A 17,580-nucleotide genomic window follows, 5' to 3' on the forward strand; every position below is an offset into this window, starting at 1 on the left:
GGACGGTCCGCTCATTCGGCCTCGCGGAACTGCATGCGATGCAGGTGAGCATACAACCCACCGTGGGCAAGCAGTTCGGCGTGCGTGCCGCGTTCGACGATGCGGCCCTGGTCGAGCACCAGCACCTGGTCGGCGTGCTCGATCGTGGACAGGCGGTGGGCGATCACCAGCGTCGTGCGGTTGGGCATCAGGTGGTTCAGCGCGTCCTGCACCAGGCGCTCGGACTCAGTGTCCAGCGCGGCGGTGGCTTCGTCCAGGATCAGGATCGGGGCGTCCTTGAGCATGGCCCGCGCGATCGCCAGGCGCTGGCGCTGGCCGCCCGACAGGCGCCCGCCTTTGCTGCCGATCGACGTTTCCAGGCGCTGCGGCAGGCGCTCGACGAATTCCATTGCGTTGGCGCCGCGCACGGCCTGTTCGAGCGCCTCGGGTGCTGCGCCCTGCAATTCACCATAAGCAACGTTGGCCGCAACGGTGCCGTCGAACAGCATCACCTGCTGGCCGACCAGGGCGATCTGGCGGCGCAGGTCGGCTAGGCGGTATTCCTGCAGCGGATGACCGTCGAGCAGGATCTGTCCTGCCTCGATGTCGTAGAAACGCGGGATCAGCTTGATCAGCGTCGACTTGCCGCTGCCGGAGCGGCCGACGATCGCGGTGACCGTGCCCGGGCGGGCCGCGAAGCTGATGTCGGACAGTGCGGGCTGCGCCTGTCCCGGATAGCGCGCGGTGACGTCGCGGAACTCGATGACGCCCTGGGCGCGCGTCAGCGGCCGCGTGCCGGTGTCCACCTCGTCCGGGGTGTCGAGTACGTCGAACAGGCGCTCGGCCGAGGCCACACCACGTTGCAGCATGCCTTGCACGTTGGTGAGCTGCTTGAGCGCGGGAATGACCGCGAGCATCGACGTCATCAGGCTGACGAAATCGCCCGCGCTCAGGCGCCCTTTCGCGGCTTCACGGCCGGCGAAGAACAACAGCAGGGCCAGCCCCACCGCGCCCATCAGCTGCACCACCGCCGAGGAGATGCTGCGCGTCGACTCGACCTTCAGGCTCAGCTTGAGGTGGTGGTTGGCCTGGCCGCCGTAGCGCTCCAGTTCCACCGCCTGCGCGCCGTACACCTTCACTTCCTGATGGTTCGACAGCGCCTGGTCCGCCGACTGCAGCAGTTGTGCGCCGCTCTCCTGGATGCGGTGGCCGATCTTGCGATAGCGCCGGCCGACCGTGTCCATCGTCCAGGCCAGCAACGGCCCGAGCAGCAGGATGGCGGCGGTCACGCGCCAGCTGTAATAGAGCATCACGCTCAGCATCGCCACGACCTGCAGCGATTGCTGCAGCATCACCTTGGCGGCGTCGATGGCTGCCTGCGCGACTTGGTCGCTGTCCGAGCCCAGGCGGGTCAGCATCGATCCGACCGGTTCGGTATCGAAACGCAGGCCCGGCAGGCGCAGGTACTTGCCCAGCACCGTGACGCGCAGGTCGCGAGCGATGCTGCGGCCGGCGCGGGCCATGAACGTGTCGGTGACGTAACCGGCGATGCCGCGCACCACGAAGATGCCGACAATGGCGAGCGGCAGCAGCAGGCTCAGCTGCGAATTGCGGCTGATGAAGGTCTCGTCCACCACCGGCTTCATCAGCCAGGTGAAGGCGCCGGCCGAGGCGGCTTCGATCAGCATGCCCAACAGCGCCAGCAGCAGCACGCCCCGGTAGGGAGAGACGAACTGCAGCAGGCGGCGGTAGGTCTTCCAGGGCGACATTTCGTCGCTCACTTGCCCGCCCCCGTACCCGCTTCGCCGGTCTGCGGTGCGGTGGCGCTCATGATCCTGCGGAAGCCCAGCTGCCCGAGGGCGTCGTAGACGGTGACGACGGCCTGGTACGGCGTGCGCGCGTCGGCGCGCAGCAGCACCGGGCGGTCGCGGTCGTTGCCGGCCACCTCGCTGATGGTGCCCTTCAGCGACTCGACGTCGTCTCGCAGCACTTCGCGGTCATCGACGAAATAACGGCCATCGGCGTTGACCAGCACGACCAGCGCCTTGGCCGGGTCGTTGGCCTGCTCGCCGGTGGCGCGCGGCAACTCCAGCTTGAGCACCGAGCGCGCATCGAAAGTCGCGGTGACGACGAAGAAGATGATCAGCACCAGGATCACGTCGATCAGCGGAACCAGGTTGATGTCCGGCTCATCGAAGGCACGGTGGTCGCGGATGCGCATCGGGCATGGACCTCAGGCTGCGTTCTGCGCGCGCACGGCGCCCACGGGCGGTCGCGCTTCGATCGTGTCCATCAGCTGGATCGCCTCGTGCTCCATCGCGACGATGTACTCGGCGATGCGCCCGCGGAACCAGCGGTGCGCGATCAGCGCCGGAATCGCCACGATCATGCCGGCAGCCGTGCACACCAATGCCTTGCCGATGCCACCGGCCAGCTGGTTCACGTCGCCGATGCCGTGATCGAGGATGCCCAGGAACATCTGGATCATGCCGACGACCGTGCCGAACAGGCCCAGCAGCGGGCCGGCCGCGGCAATGGTGCCGAGCGTGTTGAGGTAACGCTCCATCTTGTGCACCAGGTGGCGGCCCACGTCCTCGATGCGTTCGCGGATCTGGTCACGCGGGCGGTTGCGCACATCGAGCGCGGCCGCCAACAGTTCGCCCAGCGGCGAGGTCTTGCGCAGGGTCTCGATGTGCGCCGGATCGAGCTTGCCGGTCCCGGCCCAGGCGCGGACTTCCTTGCCCAGGGTGGGCGGCAGCACGGTGACGCGCCGCAGGGTCCAGGCACGCTCGACGATCAGCGTCAACGCCAGCACCGACAGCAACAGCAGCGGAATCATCGGCCAACCGCCGGCCTTGACCAGTTCCAGCACTCGCAACCCCCGGCCCATGGCCGCATCAAAACTGGCCGATAGAATAGCCCAGCCGTTGCTGCAGCCTACCTCCGGGTTACATCCCACGGGCGCGGGTGTGTCCGCCGTCGCGCTTCCACATCGACCCCGCCTTCCTGAATCCGGATGCGCAGCGCGCCGTCGCCGGCCGTGTCATGGACCTGGGCGCCCGCACCTTGCCAGCGCTCGAGCACCTCCGGACGCGGATGGCCGAAACGGTTGCCGAAGCCAGTGGAGACGACCGCGTGGCGCGCACCAGTGGCGGCCACGAAGCCAGGATCGGACGATCCGCCGCTTCCGTGGTGCGCCACCAGCACCACTTCCGCCCTCAGCAGGGCGGAATCGTCGTGCAGCAGACGGCGCTCGATCACCCCGCCCACGTCGCCCAGCAGCAGCACGGCCCCATGCCGGCTTTCGATGCGGAGCACGCAACTGGCCTCGTTGCCCAGATACGGGAAATATCGCGCCGGATGCAAGTAGCGGAATCGCACGCCATCCCATGACCAGCTCTGGCCGGCCAGGCACAGCTGCGCACCAGGCACGCCCGCGCCCTCCGGCGCGCTCAGGCGAGTGACAGGAATAGCGCGGCGGACCGCTTCCAGACCGCCGGCGTGGTCGTTGTCGCCATGGCTCACTGCTGCGCGATCCAGGCGCGATACGCCCAGCGCATGCAGCGATGGGACCACGGCCCGTTCGCCGGCATCGAAGCCGTCCTTGACTGCCGGCCCCATGTCGTAGAGCAGCGAATGTCCGGCCGTGCGCACCAGCACCGACAGACCCTGCCCCACGTCGATCACCTGCAACTCCACGGCACCGTGGGCAGGCAGCCCGCGATCGGGCCACAGCAGCGGCAGCCACATCAGCAACGCCAGTGGTTTGCCGGGGATACCACGCGGCAGCAACAGCCAGAAGGCGGCCAGCAAGGCCAGCAGCAGCGCGGGCATCCCGGATTCGGGCAGCCACCACAGCGCCAGCGGACTGGCGGCCATGCGCTCGAACAGCGGCCAACTGAGATCGAAGCACCAGGCCGCGGCCTGCCAGGCCCAGACGCCCGTGCCCGAATGAAGGGCCTCGAGCCCGGTACCGAGCAGCGACAGCGGCACCACCACCAGGCTCCACCACGGCACCGCCACCAGATTGGCCAGCGGCCCCGCCAGCGAGGCTTGTCCGAACAGCACCACGCCTAGCGGCAACAAACCGAGCGTGGCGACCCCCTGCGCCGCAAGAAACTCCTTCCAGCTTTCGCGCAGCGGCTTGCGTCCCGCACCAGGCAGGCACCACAGCAACCAGGCCACACCGAGGAAACTCAGCCAGAACCCCGCGCCCAGCACCGAAAGCGGATCGGCCAGCAGCACCATGATCGCCACCAGCGCCATCGTGTCGAGCGCGCGTCGAGGTCTGCGCGACCACGTCACCGCGGCCACGACCGCGATCATCAGCAGCGTGCGTATCGTCGGCAGCGAGGCGCCGGTGAGCGCCGCGTAGCCCGCGGCTCCGAGCATGGCCGCGATGGAGGCCGCGGCCGGACGGGGCCATCGACGGCCCAGCACGGGGCACAGCCACCACAGCCCCCGCACCGACAAGGCGAAGAACCCCGCGACGAGGCTGACATGGAAGCCGGAGATCGCGATCAGGTGGGTCAGGCCGTCAGCCCGCAAGGTATTCCAGTCGATATCGTCCAAGGCTCGGGTATCGCCCAGCGCCAGCGCACGGATGAATCGTGAGGATGGAGCGGCCACGGCCGCCGCGATCCTGGCAGACATCGCTTCACGCCATGCGGGCACTCCGTCGGGTTGGGTCAGCCTGCGCGCCAGCGCCGGCTCGTGCACGTAACCGACCGCGGTGATCCGCTGCGCCATCGCGTGCTTTTCGGCATCGAAGCCTCCGGGATTGCGCAGGCCACGCGGGGTGCCAACGCGTACTGGCAACTCCCATCGCGCACCTGCTTTCAGCACGCTGCGCCTGGCGGGATCGTCGTCGTACCAGGCCAATCGCAGCAGGCGTCCCCGAAACGGCGCCGACTGCGTGTCGTCGCCATCGACACGAAACAGGAAGCGCGTCCGCCGCACCTCGTGCTCGGGCAGGTCGACGATGCGTCCTGTAACCACCGCATCGCGCTTTTCCCACGCTGCGGGCAGTTGCAGCCATAGCGCATGAGCCGCATGCAGGCCCGCAAGCCCGAAGCCGAGCAATACCGCTCCTGCAAGACGCAGGAAAGGGGATTGTCGCCCGCCGCGCCACCAAAGAAAGGCTCCGGATAGCGCCGCCGACAGCAGCCATGGCCATGACGCCAGCCGCGGCGACCACAGGCAGACCACGACACCAACCAGCAGCGCCGCAGCGCAGGCGATTCCGAAACGCGGCGTCCCTGCCGCTGTTGCCATGGTCTACACCTCGTCGTGGCTGAGCTGTCGCAGCTTGCCTTCGTGGAGTTCCATCACGCGGTCCAGGCGTCGTGCCAGGCGGCGATCGTGCGTCACCAGCACCAGGCTGGTGTGCTGTTCGTGGTTGAGCGCGAGCATCAGTTCGAACACCGTCGCGGCAGTCTTCTCGTCGAGGTTGCCGGTGGGCTCGTCGCCCAGCACGCAGGCCGGCTTGTTGACCAGCGCCCTGGCCACCGCAGCGCGTTGGCGCTCGCCGCCCGATAGCTCTCCGGGCTTGTGCTGCAGGCGATGGCCGAGCCCCACCGATTCCAGCAGCGACCTGGCGCGATGCAAGGCATCGGGAACATCCGCGCCGGACAGCAGCACCGGCAGCATCACGTTCTCCAGCGCGGTGAACTCGGGCAGCAGGTGATGGAACTGGTAGACGAACCCGAGCGATCGATTGCGCAACGCGCCGCGGGCCGCATCGGACAACGCGCTCATCTTCTGGCCGGAGACGAATACCTCGCCCGCCGTAGGGGTATCCAGGCCGCCCAGCAAATGCAGCAACGTGCTCTTGCCGGCGCCGGACGCACCCAGGATGGCCACCGTCTCGCCCTTGCCGACAGCCAGGTCCAGGCCGTGGAACACGTGCGTGCGCAGCGTGCCCTCGGCGTAGGTCATGGCCAGGTCCTGGCAACTGAGGACGATCTCGCCGTTATGTTTCTGCTTGGCCACGGTTTGCTCACTCATAGCGCAGCGCCTCCGCCGGCGCCGTGCGCGCGGCGCGCCAGGCGGGATAGATCGTGGCCATGAACGCCATCGCCAACGCCACGCTGGCGATGATGATCACGTCGCTGGCCTGCAGGTCGGTCGGCAGTCCGGTGATGTAGTAGACGTCCTCGGGCAGCAACTGCACGCCAAGGACCGCCTCGATGGCCTTGAGTATGTGTTCGAGGTTCAGCGTCAGCACGATTCCGCCGATGACACCGATCACTGTGCCGATCACGCCGATCAGCGTGCCCTGCACGACGAACACCTGCATCACGCCGCGCGGTGTCAGGCCCAGGGTGCGCAGGATCGCGATGTCGGCCTGCTTGTCGGTCACCAGCATCACCTGCGAGCTGACCAGGTTGAAGGCGCCCATCGCGATGATCAGCGACAGCAGGATCGCCATGATGGTCTTTTCCATCTTCAACGCACGGAACATGTTGGCGTTCTCGCTGGTCCAGTCGCTGACCCGATACGGACCGCCCAGGCCAAGCGCGAGATCGCGGGCCACGTCCCAGGACAGGTCCATGTCGTGCAGCCTCAGCCGCACGCCGGTGACACCCTCGCCCATCCGCAGCAGTCGCTGCATGTCGTTGAGGTTGACCACGGCCAACCCCTTGTCGAACTCGTTGTAGCCCGCCTCGAAGATGCCGCTGACGGTGAAGCGCTTCAGTTGCGGCACCGCGCCCAGCGGCGTGCTGCGGAAGTCGGACGTCGTCATCACCACGCTGTCGCCGGTGCTGACGCCCAGCCACAGCGCCAGTTCCTTGCCCAGCACGATGTTGAAGCTGCCCGGCGTCAGCGAGTCGAGCCGGCCCTGCACCATCTTGTCGGCCAGCACCGAGACCTTGCCCTCCTCGGCCGGCAACACGCCGCGCACCATCGCCGGCTGGTTGCGTGCGCCCGACAGCAGCGCCTCCTTCTCGATATAAGGTGCGGCGCCCGCGACGCGCGGATCGGCCACGGCCTTGTCGACGGCACGCCGCCAGTCGGCCAACGGTTCGCCGTAGGCGCTGACGGTGGCATGCGCCGCCATCTGCAGCATGCGGTCGCGGATCTCGCGCTGGAAGCCGCTCATCACCGCCAGCGTGGTGATCAGCGCGGTCACGCCCAGGGCGATGCCCGCGATCGAGGCCAGGGAAATGAAGGAAATAAAGCCATTGCGGCGTTTGGCGCGAAGGTAGCGCAGGCCGATGGCGACGGGGATGGGTTTGAACATTAGGGCCTGGTAAGTACTGTGGAGTAGGTCGCGCCGGGCCTGATGGCGTGTGGAGCAAGGAAGAGCGAAGGAGTGTATGTCGATACGCGACTGAGCGATGACGCTGCGCCACGCGCCATCAGGCCCGGCCCTTCGGGTTGGCCTTCAGTCGCCGCCATGCGGCGCCGCGCAGCTTGACCTTGCAAGGAGCAAGGCAACTGCGCCGCGCAACACCACCTGGCGGCGACTGAAGACCAACGCGACCTACTCCACAGCACTTACCAGGCCCTCGGCTATGGTGCCATCGAAGTTGCACGGTGCGCAGTCGCTTGGACAGGAATGGCCAGCCGCAGTTCACGGCGACCGCGGGAATCCAGCGTGTCGGGCCACCATGCCAGCCGCTGCCAGCGCCGGTCGGTGTCGCGAAAACGCATGAAAGCCAGTGAACCGCGCCATTGCACCGTCAGTTCGGAGATCGGCTGACCATCCAGGGTCGGGCCAGAAAGCGTGTCCGTCGTACCCGCCACCAGCCACCGCACCGGCCGTGCCAGTTCCCGCCTCGCCTGCCGGACGCCATCGCCCGCCGCGAGCAACGCCAGCGGGATCGACCAGGCCAGGGGCATCTCGCTGGCGATTACGGACAGCCCGGCCAACAGGCCCATCAGCACCAGCGCGAGGGACAGCAGGCGCGAAGGCCGCCACTGCAGCCGACCCGCGAACGATTCACGCGGAGGGTGGCAAGGAGCGGATGCGATCAACAAGTCGGGCGAGTTCGGCATCGGTCGGCACGTCGTAGCCCATGAACCAGTGCCAGAGCTTATCGTCCTCGGTTTCCAGCAGCCTTAGGAAAACGCCGCGCTCGTCCTCGGAAGCCTGCCTCCAGGCACGATCGAGGTAACGGCCGAACAACTGGTCCAGCTCGCGCATGCCACGCCGGCAACGCCAGCGCAGGCGACGCAGTTCGAGTTCGTCGGCGTCGGTCATGCCCGTATCAACTCCATCCCGATGACGGCCCACAAAGCCCACAGCACCAGCGTGCTCGATGCGTGGACAAAAAGGCGGTGCATGACCCGGTTGTAGCTGCAATGGATCACGCTGTGCACGACACGCAGGACCACGAACAGCCAGGCCAGCGCCAGCGCGGCGGCACCGCCCATCCCGGATATCGCGATCACCCCGACCGCCACATAGAACAACACCGGCAACTCGAACAGATTGCGGAAGTTGTCCGAGGCACGGGTATCGGTAAGCCGCGCCGCGGCCTGGGCGGAAGTTGCCACGGCCTGCGGATCGATTCGCCCACGGTGGATCTGGGCGATGCGCACGACATACAAGCGGCACCACACCAGGAAGGTCAGCGCCACCATCGCGAGCGCGGGAAGGAAGATCGCGCGGGTGTCCATGGGGAACCTCTGAACGTTTTCGAAAGCGTCTTCTGCGATGACCCGGGAAGCGCCCCACAAGAAAGGGCGCACTCGCGTGCGCCCTTCCATGGACGTCGCCTGCTTACGTCGGATCAGACCCGGCGGGCGAGCATCAGCTTCTTGATCTCGCCGATCGCCTGCGCCGGGTTCAAACCCTTCGGGCAGGTGCGGGCGCAGTTCATGATGGTGTGGCAGCGGTACAGCTTGAACGGATCTTCCAGGTCGTCCAGGCGCGCACCGGTGTCCTCATCGCGCGAGTCGATGATCCAGCGGTAGGCCTGCAGCAGGATCGCCGGGCCGAGGTAACGGTCGCCGTTCCACCAGTAGCTTGGGCAACTGGTCGAGCAGCACGCGCACAGGATGCACTCGTACAGGCCGTCGAGCTTCTTGCGGTCGGCCGGCGACTGCAGGCGTTCGCGGTCCGACGGCGCCGGACTCTGCGTGCGCAGCCACGGCTTGATCGATGCGTACTGCGCATAGAAATGCGTCATGTCCGGCACCAGATCCTTCACCACCGACATGTGCGGCAGCGGGTAGATCGGCACTTCGCCCTTCTCGCAATCGCCGATCGCCTTGGTGCAGGCCAGCGTATTGGTGCCATCGATGTTCATCGCGCACGAACCGCAGATGCCTTCGCGGCAGGAACGGCGGAAGGTCAGGGTCGGGTCGATCTCGTTCTTGATCTTGATCAGCGCGTCCAGAACCATCGGGCCGCACGCCGCCAGGTCCACCTCGTAGGTGTCCAGGCGCGGGTTCATGCCGTCGTCGGGGTTCCAGCGGTAGACCTTGAAGGTGCGCGGCTGCTTGGCGCCGGGCGTCGGCCAGTGACGGCCCTTCTGGATCTGCGAGTTCTTCGGGAGGGAAAATTCGGCCACGGTCGTATTCGCTCCGGAATCAGTAAACGCGCTTCTTCGGCGGAACCACGCTCACGTCGTCGCTCAACGTGTACATGTGCACCGGGCGGTAGTCGATCTTGGTTTCACCGCTCTCGCTGACCGAGCACAGCGTGTGCTTCTGCCAGTTGGCGTCGTCGCGTTCCGGGTAGTCCTCGCGGGCATGGGCGCCGCGCGACTCGGTGCGGTTCTCGGCAGAGACGATCGTGACGAGTGCCTGGTCGAGCAGATTGGACAGCTCGTAGGTCTCGATCAGGTCCGAGTTCCAGATCAGCGAACGGTCGCTGACGCGCACGTCGGCGAACGAGGCGTGGATCTCGCGCATCTTCCTGACGCCGTCGGACAGCGTCTCGCCGGTGCGGAACACCGCCGCATCGAGCTGCATGGTGCGCTGCATCTTGTCGCGGATGACCGCGGTCGGCGTACCGCCGGTGGCGTTGCGCAGCTTGTCCAGGCGCGCCAGCGCGGCGTCGCAGGCATCGCCGGCCAGCCTGGCCTGCTTGCCGTCGGCCTTGACCGTCTCGGCGGCGCGATTGGCCACGGCGCGGCCGAACACGACCAGGTCCAGCAGCGAGTTGGAGCCCAGGCGGTTGGCGCCGTGGACCGATACGCAGGCGGCCTCGCCGATCGCGTACAGGCCCGGCACGACCTGGTCCGGGTTGCCGTTCTTCAACTGCACCACTTCGCCGTGGTAGTTGGTCGGGATGCCGCCCATGTTGTAGTGCACGGTCGGAAGCACCGGGATCGGCTGCTTCTCGACGTCGACGTTGGCGAAGATGCGCGCCGATTCGGCGATGCCCGGCAGCTTCTCGTGGATGACTTCCGGACCGAGATGGGTCAGGTCGAGCAGGATGTGGTCCTTGTGCTCGCCGACACCGCGGCCTTCGCGGATTTCCATGGTCATCGCGCGGCTGACCATGTCGCGAGGCGCCAAGTCTTTTACGCTCGGCGCGTAGCGTTCCATGAAGCGCTCGCCGTTGCTGTTGCGCAGGATGCCGCCTTCGCCGCGCACGCCTTCGGTGATCAGGCAGCCGGCGCCGTAGATGCCGGTCGGGTGGAACTGCACGAACTCCATGTCCTGCAGCGCCAGGCCGGCGCGCAGCACCATGCCGCCACCGTCGCCGGTGCAGGTATGGGCCGAAGTCGCGGAGAAGTACGCGCGGCCGTAACCGCCGGTCGCCAGCACCGTGCCTTGGGCACGGAACAGGTGCAGCGTGCCCTCGGCCATGTCCAGCGCCAGCACGCCGCGGCAGGTGCCGTCGGCGTCCATGATCAGGTCGAGCGCGAAGTACTCGATGAAGAACTGCGCGTCATGCGCCAGCGACTGCTGGTACAGCGTGTGCAGGATCGCGTGGCCGGTGCGGTCGGCGGCGGCGCAGGTGCGCTGCGCCGGCGGACCTTCGCCGTAGCGCGTGGTCATGCCGCCGAACGGGCGCTGGTAGATCTTGCCTTCCTCGGTGCGCGAGAACGGAACGCCGTAGTGCTCCAGCTCGATGATCGCCGGGATGGCTTCCTTGCACATGTATTCGATCGCGTCCTGGTCGCCCAGCCAGTCCGAGCCCTTGACGGTATCGAAGAAGTGGTAGCGCCAGTCGTCCTCGCCCATGTTGGCCAGCGCGGCGGCCACGCCGCCCTGCGCCGCGACGGTGTGCGAGCGGGTCGGGAAGACCTTGGTGATGCAGGCGGTCTTGAGGCCCTTCTGGGCCAGGCCGAACGTGGCGCGCAAGCCGGCGCCACCGGCGCCGACCACGACCATGTCGAAGGTGTGTTCCTGGATCTTGTAAGCGGCGGCCATGAATCAGGCTCCCAGCGCGATGCGGATGACGGCGAGCACGCTGGCGATGGCCGCGATTACGCTAACGAAAACAATGGCGAGCTGTGATGCGACTGCCAGCCACGGGGTATGGACGTAGTCCTCGACGATCACCTGCATGCCCAGCTTCATGTGCCAGAACGAGGCGATCAGGAACGCGATCAGCAACGCGGCGTTGCCTGGCTTGGCGACACTGTGGCGCACGTACTCGTAGTCGTGGCCGATCAGCGACACCACCAGTGCGACTGCATACAGCGACAGGAAGATCAGGGCGACCGCGGTGGCGCGCTGGACGACGAAGTGATGGGTACCGTCCTTGGCCGAACCGAGGCCGCGCGCGGTCTTGAGCGGATTGCGCAGCCGCGCCCTGTTCGTGCTCATGCGCCACCTCCCTGCGTCATCGCCGCCATCCAAATCAGCGCGGTCAGCACCAGGCTGCCGATCACGGAGATCCAGCTGCTGCGGACGAACGATTCGATGCGGTAACCCAGGCCCGCGTCCTGCACCAGGTGGCGGATGCCGTTGATCAGGTGGAAGGCAAGCGCCCAGCTCCAGCCGAACATGATCAGGAAGCCGAAGGCGGAACGGGTGAAGGCCGTGAAGTGGGCCCAGGATTCCGGACCGGCGGCCAGCGACAGCAGGCCGCAGACGATCAACAGGTTGCCGAGGGAAAGGACCACACCGGTGCCGCGGTGCAGGATCGAGGTCACCATCTGCACCTGCCAGCTATAAACCTGCAGATGCGGTGACAAAGGACGTTCGCGATTCGCCATGGGGTTGGCGGTCTCTCGGCTGGGCGGCAGCTGCCGCGTGGCGGGAAGGCGTGGAGGCGCCTTTAGAAGTCGATGCAGCGGCCGTTCTTTTCCCAGTCCCCGTAGCGGGTCGGTTCGGGGCCTTCGCGCCCGCCGAACTCCTTCGCCTGTGTTTCGTCCGCGACCGGAGTGCGTTCCGGTGCCTCGGGCGCTTCGGGCGCTGCGGAGGGAGTGGTTTGACCTATCATCACGGCGCTGAATGTTAAATCCCGCCACCATGCATGACAACCCGCAGGCCTCATCCGGTCTGGTTTTCGCCCTGCCCGACCATCGTCTGATTGCGCTCACCGGGCGCGATGCGGCCACGTTTGCGCAGGCACAGTTCATGAACGACGTGGCGCAGCTGGAGCCCGGCCAATGGCACTGGAGCGGCTGGCTGACGCCGAAAGGGCGCGTGATCGCGCTGTTCGCTTTGCTGAAGCTGTCCGATGAGGCGATCTGGCTGCTGCTGCCCGATGCCGATCCGGCGGCCCTGGCGTCCGGCCTGAAGCGCTTCGTGTTCCGCAGCAAGGTCGCCATCGAAGTCCGCGCGGACCTGCATGTGAGCGGCGCCTTCACGGACCCGACGCTGGCGCGGGGGCCGGATCTGGCCGGGAGCGATGCGGAATCCGGGATCGAGTTGGACATGGGAGCAGAAGCGGGCCCGCGGGCGGTGCGCATCTGGAACGGCCCCGTCGCGCCCGAGGATCCCGCCGTCGCACGCTGGCAGGCCTTCGACCTGGAACACGGCCTGCCCCGACTCCCGGCGTCCCAGGCCGAACATTGGACGCCGCAGCAACTGTCCCTGGAGCGACTGGGCGCTTTCAGCGTGAAGAAGGGCTGCTACCCCGGCCAGGAGATCGTGGCGCGCACGCACTTCCTTGGCCAGGCCAAGCGCGGGCTGGCATTGCTGGAGGGTGATGAAATGCTGGTCGCTGGCAGCGACGTGAGTTCGGAATCCGCGTCGCTGGGCAAGGTGATTGCCACGGCTGGAGCGGATGGGCGCCATCTGGCGCTGGCGGTAGTGCCGCTGGGCCACGACAGTCAGCGGCTGTCGGTGGATGGCAACGCGGTTCGCGAATTGCCGGTGCGCGGCGGGCTGGCACGATAGCCGTCGGCTCAATGTCGCCGTTGGACGTCCGATTCCGGCGAGCCGTCCAACTCAGGCGTGTACGCCGTGGACGCCACGGCGCTGCTCGCGCCAGTGCTCCTGCCATGCCTGGAACATCAGCACGTTCCACAGGTGCGTGTGCCATTTGCGCTCGCCGCCGAGGAACTGCTCCCACAGGCCGTGCACGGCGCCGGCATCGAAATAGCCTTCCTGGCGCAGGCGACCTTCGTTGAGCAGCGTCGCGGCCCATTCGCCCAGGTCACCGCGCAGCCACTGGCTGACCGGCGCACCGAAGCCGCGTTTGCCGCGGTCGACCATGCTGTCGGGGAGATAGCGACGCAGCACCTGCTTAAGCAGGTATTTGTTGCCGGACGCATGCCGCTTGAACTCCAGCGGCAGCGACCAGGCGAATTCGGCGACCTGCCAGTCCAGCAGCGGCGCGCGCGCTTCCAGGCTGACCGCCATGCTGGTGCGATCGACCTTGCACAGCAGGTCGTCGGGCAGGTACACGCTGAAATCGGCCAGCATCATCGCGTCGGCCGGCGTGCCACGGCCCTGCAGCGGATCGGGCTGGTCGTAGAACGTGGCAGGCAGTGCCGCGCCGAGCACCGCGCGGACCGGATCGCGCCAGCGGGCGATACGCTGGCGATAGACATCGCCGATGCCGCGCGCGTCCATCTCCGCGGCCAGCGCGGCGAATCCGCCCGTCCGCGACGCTTCACCATGCTGCCGCGCGCTGCGTGCCAGTGCGCGCCGCACAGGTGCCGGCACGCGCCGCTGCCAGCGCCAGTTGCGCAGGGCGCGGTCGTAACGCTTGTAGCCGAAGAACAACTCGTCGCCGCCGTCGCCGGACAGCGCGACCGTGACCTGCGTGCGTGCCAGGCGCGCGACCAGCGCGGTGGGCACCTGCGAGGCATCGGCGAAAGGTTCGTCGAACATCGCCGGCAGGGTCGGCACTACCGCCAGCGCATCGGCGCCGCTGACGTAGAGCTCGGTGTGCGCGGTATGCAGGTGCCCGGCGACCTCGCGCGCGAGGTGCGCTTCGTCATGATGTGAACGCTCGAATCCGATCGTGAACGTGCGCACCGGGTGGCGGCTTTGCGCCTGCATCAACGCGGTGACGATCGACGAATCGGTGCCGCCGGACAGGAACACGCCCACCGGGACGTCGGCGACCATCCGCAACGCGACGGAATGTCGCAGCAGCTCGTCGAGACGGTTCTCCGCCTCGAGCACATCGCCCGTGAACGGCTGCGCGATCGCCGCGGCCATGCGTTCGCGCGCGTCCCAGTAACGACGCTGGTCGCGCTCCGGGGCGTGGGCCTGCGCGCCGCGGGCGACGTCCTGGGCATCCACGCGCAGCAACGAGCCCGGCATCAGCTTGAAGGTATCGACGTGGATCGAGTGAGGCGCGGGGATGTAATCCAGGCGCAGAAGGAGCGCCAGCGCATCCGGATCGACCGCGTTGTCGAAAGCCGGGTGTTGCCACAACGCCTTGAGCTCGGACCCGAACACGAAGGTGTCGCCGGCCCAGCCGTAGTACAGCGGTTTCTTGCCGACGCGGTCGCGGGCCAGCCACAGGCAACGTTCCTGCCGGTCCCACAGCGCGATCGCGAACATGCCGTTGCAACGCGCGATCGCCTCCTCGATACCCCACTCCACCACCGCGGCCAGCAGCACCTCGGTGTCGGAATGGCCGCGGAACGCGTGGCCCCGCGCGACCAGTACCTCCCGCAATTCGGCGAAGTTGTAGATCTCGCCGTTGTAGGCGATGACATGGCGGTGGTCGGCGGAGGCCATCGGCTGATGGCCCAGCGGCGACAGGTCGAGGATGCTCAGGCGCCGGTGAGCAAGCGCGATGCCGGCCTGCTCATCGACCCAGACACCGCTGTCGTCGGGACCGCGATGCAGCATCGCATCGCCCATCGCGCGAGCGAGGCCGGACAGGCGATCGGCGCCGGTGTCGGGGGTCGGGCGAAGCAGTCCGGCCAGGCCGCACATGGGCTGTCCTCAGGCCAATCGATCGGCTGCGGCGACGATATCGTCGTCCGACGGAATCACAAGGAACGCCGCACCGGCCAGCGGCGTGTAGGTGTCCACGCCCACCACGCGCTGGAACGGCCGCGCGCCGTAACCGCCCTCGGCGATCGCGGTCAGAACGCCCTCGCCCACACCGGCGCTGTGGCGGCCTTCGTCGACGATCAGGATGCGCCTGGCGCTGCGCGCCTGTTCGCGGATGTAGTCATCGTTGAGCGGCACCAGCCAGCGCAGATCGACCACACGGGTCTTCCACCCGTGCTTGTTCTCGATGGTGCGGGCCGCGCGCAGGCTCATCGGCACGCCGTTGCCGTAGGTGAAGATCACCAGGTCATCGCTGCCTTCGCCATAGACACGGCCCTCGCCCAGCGGCATCGCCTCGTCGGGCTTGGGATAGCTGGTCAGCCAGCCGCCGTCGCCGTGCTCATGCAGGTCCTTGGTCATGTACAGCGCGATGGGTTCGAGGAATACGCTGACGCGCCCATCGACCTTGGCCAGCGCCGTCAGCGTGCGCAGCATGGTGGCCGCGTCGTCGCCGCGCGACGGACAGCCCACCACCAGGCCTGGGATGTCGCGCAGCGCGGTGATCGAGTTGTCGTTGTGGAAGTGCCCACCGAAGCCGCGCTGGTAACCCAGTCCGGCGATGCGCACGACCATCGGATTGGCGAACTGGTTGTTGCTGAAGAACTGCAGCGATGCCGCCTCACCGCGGATCTGGTCGCAGGCGTTGTGGAAGTACGCCAGGTACTGGATCTCGGGGATCGGCAGCAGGCCGACGTTGGCGAAGCCCTGCGCCATGCCCAGGATCATCGTCTCGTCGAGCAGCGTATTGAACACGCGACGCGGGCCGAAGGCCTTCTGCAGGCCCTTGGTGACGGTGTACACGCCGCCCTTCTGCGCTACGTCCTCACCGAACAGCAGCGTCTCGGGGTACTTGGCGAAGATGTCGTGCAGGGCGTGGTTGATCTGAATGGCCAGATGTTTGGGCGGCTGGTTCTCCGGCAGCTTGGCCTCGCTGCCGAACACTTCCAGGCGGCGCTGTGCGTAGTCGGCGCGTTGCGCCTCCTGCTGCACGGCCTCGGGCGAGTACGGCGCCAGCGGCGCGATCACCTCCTCCAGCTTGTCGAGCTTGGGACGACGGTCGGCTTCCTCGGCGGCCGCGAAGCACTTCTGGCGCGTGGCTTCATACAGCGCCAGCACTTCGTCGCGGGTCATCAGGCCCGACTCCATCGCGATCGCAGCCGAGCGCAACAGCGGATCGGTCGCCTCGACCGCGCACAACTCCTCGACCGAGCGCCACTCGATCTCGAAGTCGGTGCCGGCGTGGCCCATGATGCGGGTGGTCTTCAGGTGCAGGAAGGTCGGCCGGCGCGTGCGACGACAGTGTTCGACCGCCTTCTGGACGTCGCCGTAGCCGTTGGCCAGGTCGAGGCCGTCGGCGAAGAAGTAGTCGAGCCCATCCATGTTCTGGAAGCGGTTGGCGATCCAGCCCGACGGCGTCTTGACCGAGATTCCGATGCCGTTGTCCTCACAGACGAACAGCACCGGTGCCGGCAGCTTCTGGTACGAGGTCCAGGCGGCGGCATTGAACGCGGTCTGCGCGGTGGCGTGGTTGGACGAGGCGTCGCCGAAGGAGCAGATGGCGATGCTGTCGTCGGGAATCGGCATTGCGTGGCCGAGTCGCTTGGCGGCTTCGATGGCGACCGCGGTGCCGAGCGCCTTGGGGAGGTGCGAGGCGATCGTCGAGGTCTGCGGCAGCACCCACAACGGCTTGCTGCCCCATACCTTGTGGCGTCCGCCGCTGGCTGGATCGTCCTTGCTGGCGGCGAAACTCAGCGCCGAATCCATGATCGGGTCGAGCTTCTTGCCACCGGTTTCAGGCATCTTGCGGAAGCGCTCGGCCATGAAACCGCCGGAACGGTAGTGCAGGAACGCCGGATCGGTATGGCGCGTCAGCCGCGCGACCATCGCGTTGCCTTCGTGACCGCTGGAGCCGATCGTGTAGAAGACCTTGTTCTGCACGCGCAGCACGCGCGCCATCAGGTCGAGATGGCGGCTGATCAGCTGCGATTCGAACAGTTCGAGGAAACCACGGGCGTCCAGCGCGCTGCCATCGAGGACGGGCTCGCCCGCCGTCGGACGAGCGTCGGCCCGGCCGTTCCAGTGCTTCACGAACTCGGTGAAATTGACGTCGCAGATCTCGGCGCGGTTGAGGCCTTTCATGCGGGCCGGGATCGGATTGGGTATGGCGAACTGCGATTGCAAGGACATCAGTAACTCCACTTCCCCAGCCGGAGAAGCACAAGAAAG

At 67.2% G+C, this 17,580-nt stretch carries 17 protein-coding genes; 1 reads left to right on the forward strand and 16 read right to left on the reverse strand.

Annotated features, from left to right (window positions below; translation table 11 throughout):
- Nucleotides 1-11 precede the first annotated feature (11 nt).
- From msbA to J2X06_RS15425, 14 genes are all read right to left on the reverse strand, one after another.
- A complete protein-coding gene (gene msbA, locus J2X06_RS15360) occupies nt 12-1,748 on the reverse strand; it encodes a lipid A export permease/ATP-binding protein MsbA (protein WP_310064469.1) in 1,737 nt (578 codons plus the stop codon).
- 8 nt (nt 1,749-1,756) lie between these two features.
- Nucleotides 1,757-2,200, reverse strand: coding sequence for an ExbD/TolR family protein (locus tag J2X06_RS15365; protein ID WP_310063911.1), 444 nt, complete (start codon nt 2,198-2,200; stop codon nt 1,757-1,759).
- A gap of 12 nt (nt 2,201-2,212) precedes the next feature.
- The gene (locus J2X06_RS15370; RefSeq protein WP_310064471.1) at nt 2,213-2,851 is read right to left on the reverse strand and encodes a MotA/TolQ/ExbB proton channel family protein; all 639 of its coding nucleotides are present in this window, start codon (nt 2,849-2,851) and stop codon (nt 2,213-2,215) included.
- Nucleotides 2,852-2,916: 65 nt separating this feature from the next.
- On the reverse strand, nt 2,917-5,253 hold the full coding sequence (locus tag J2X06_RS15375; RefSeq protein ID WP_310063913.1) for a DNA internalization-related competence protein ComEC/Rec2: 2,337 nt from the start codon (nt 5,251-5,253) through the stop codon (nt 2,917-2,919).
- 3 nt (nt 5,254-5,256) lie between these two features.
- A complete protein-coding gene (gene lolD, locus J2X06_RS15380) occupies nt 5,257-5,985 on the reverse strand; it encodes a lipoprotein-releasing ABC transporter ATP-binding protein LolD (RefSeq protein ID WP_310063915.1) in 729 nt (242 codons plus the stop codon).
- Complete coding sequence (locus J2X06_RS15385) at nt 5,978-7,222, reverse strand: lipoprotein-releasing ABC transporter permease subunit (RefSeq protein ID WP_310063917.1); 1,245 nt, start codon at nt 7,220-7,222, stop codon at nt 5,978-5,980. The genes lolD and J2X06_RS15385 overlap by 8 nt, the downstream gene beginning before the upstream one ends.
- A gap of 272 nt (nt 7,223-7,494) precedes the next feature.
- Nucleotides 7,495-7,980, reverse strand: coding sequence for a hypothetical protein (locus J2X06_RS15390; protein WP_310063919.1), 486 nt, complete (start codon nt 7,978-7,980; stop codon nt 7,495-7,497).
- Nucleotides 7,925-8,185 (reverse strand): succinate dehydrogenase assembly factor 2, encoded by a 261-nt coding sequence (locus tag J2X06_RS15395; RefSeq protein ID WP_310063920.1) that lies wholly within the window; start codon nt 8,183-8,185, stop codon nt 7,925-7,927. Before J2X06_RS15395 ends, J2X06_RS15390 begins: the two co-directional genes overlap by 56 nt.
- Nucleotides 8,182-8,604 carry an MAPEG family protein gene (locus J2X06_RS15400; RefSeq protein ID WP_310063922.1) on the reverse strand — a complete coding sequence of 141 codons (423 nt, stop codon included), beginning with the start codon at nt 8,602-8,604 and terminating at the stop codon, nt 8,182-8,184. Before J2X06_RS15400 ends, J2X06_RS15395 begins: the two co-directional genes overlap by 4 nt.
- A 113-nt stretch (nt 8,605-8,717) precedes the next feature.
- Nucleotides 8,718-9,500: a succinate dehydrogenase iron-sulfur subunit gene (locus tag J2X06_RS15405; RefSeq protein WP_310063924.1), complete on the reverse strand. Its 783-nt coding sequence runs from the start codon at nt 9,498-9,500 to the stop codon at nt 8,718-8,720.
- A gap of 19 nt (nt 9,501-9,519) precedes the next feature.
- Nucleotides 9,520-11,313: a succinate dehydrogenase flavoprotein subunit gene (gene sdhA, locus J2X06_RS15410; protein ID WP_310063926.1), complete on the reverse strand. Its 1,794-nt coding sequence runs from the start codon at nt 11,311-11,313 to the stop codon at nt 9,520-9,522.
- A 3-nt stretch (nt 11,314-11,316) separates the two neighbouring features.
- The gene (sdhD, locus tag J2X06_RS15415; RefSeq protein WP_310063928.1) at nt 11,317-11,712 is read right to left on the reverse strand and encodes a succinate dehydrogenase, hydrophobic membrane anchor protein; all 396 of its coding nucleotides are present in this window, start codon (nt 11,710-11,712) and stop codon (nt 11,317-11,319) included.
- The gene (gene sdhC / locus J2X06_RS15420; protein WP_310063930.1) at nt 11,709-12,104 is read right to left on the reverse strand and encodes a succinate dehydrogenase, cytochrome b556 subunit; all 396 of its coding nucleotides are present in this window, start codon (nt 12,102-12,104) and stop codon (nt 11,709-11,711) included. The genes sdhD and sdhC overlap by 4 nt, the downstream gene beginning before the upstream one ends.
- Before the next feature lie 62 nt (nt 12,105-12,166).
- Entirely contained in the window at nt 12,167-12,385 is a 219-nt protein-coding gene (locus tag J2X06_RS15425) for a DUF1674 domain-containing protein (RefSeq protein WP_310063932.1), read from the reverse strand.
- On the opposite strand from J2X06_RS15425, the gene J2X06_RS15430 reads away from it, so the two are divergent.
- Nucleotides 12,361-13,233 carry a YgfZ/GcvT domain-containing protein gene (locus J2X06_RS15430; protein WP_310063934.1) on the forward strand — a complete coding sequence of 291 codons (873 nt, stop codon included), beginning with the start codon at nt 12,361-12,363 and terminating at the stop codon, nt 13,231-13,233. The two genes, J2X06_RS15425 and J2X06_RS15430, sit on opposite strands and share 25 nt — an antisense overlap.
- 51 nt (nt 13,234-13,284) lie before the next feature.
- On the opposite strand, the gene asnB is transcribed toward J2X06_RS15430, so the two are convergent.
- Entirely contained in the window at nt 13,285-15,234 is a 1,950-nt protein-coding gene (gene asnB, locus J2X06_RS15435) for an asparagine synthase (glutamine-hydrolyzing) (protein ID WP_310063937.1), read from the reverse strand.
- 9 nt (nt 15,235-15,243) lie between these two features.
- Entirely contained in the window at nt 15,244-17,541 is a 2,298-nt protein-coding gene (locus tag J2X06_RS15440) for a thiamine pyrophosphate-dependent enzyme (protein WP_310063939.1), read from the reverse strand.
- Nucleotides 17,542-17,580: the final 39 nt, after the last annotated feature.

Source organism: Lysobacter niastensis (genome assembly GCF_031457115.1).
GTDB lineage: Bacteria > Pseudomonadota > Gammaproteobacteria > Xanthomonadales > Xanthomonadaceae > Lysobacter_J > Lysobacter_J niastensis_A.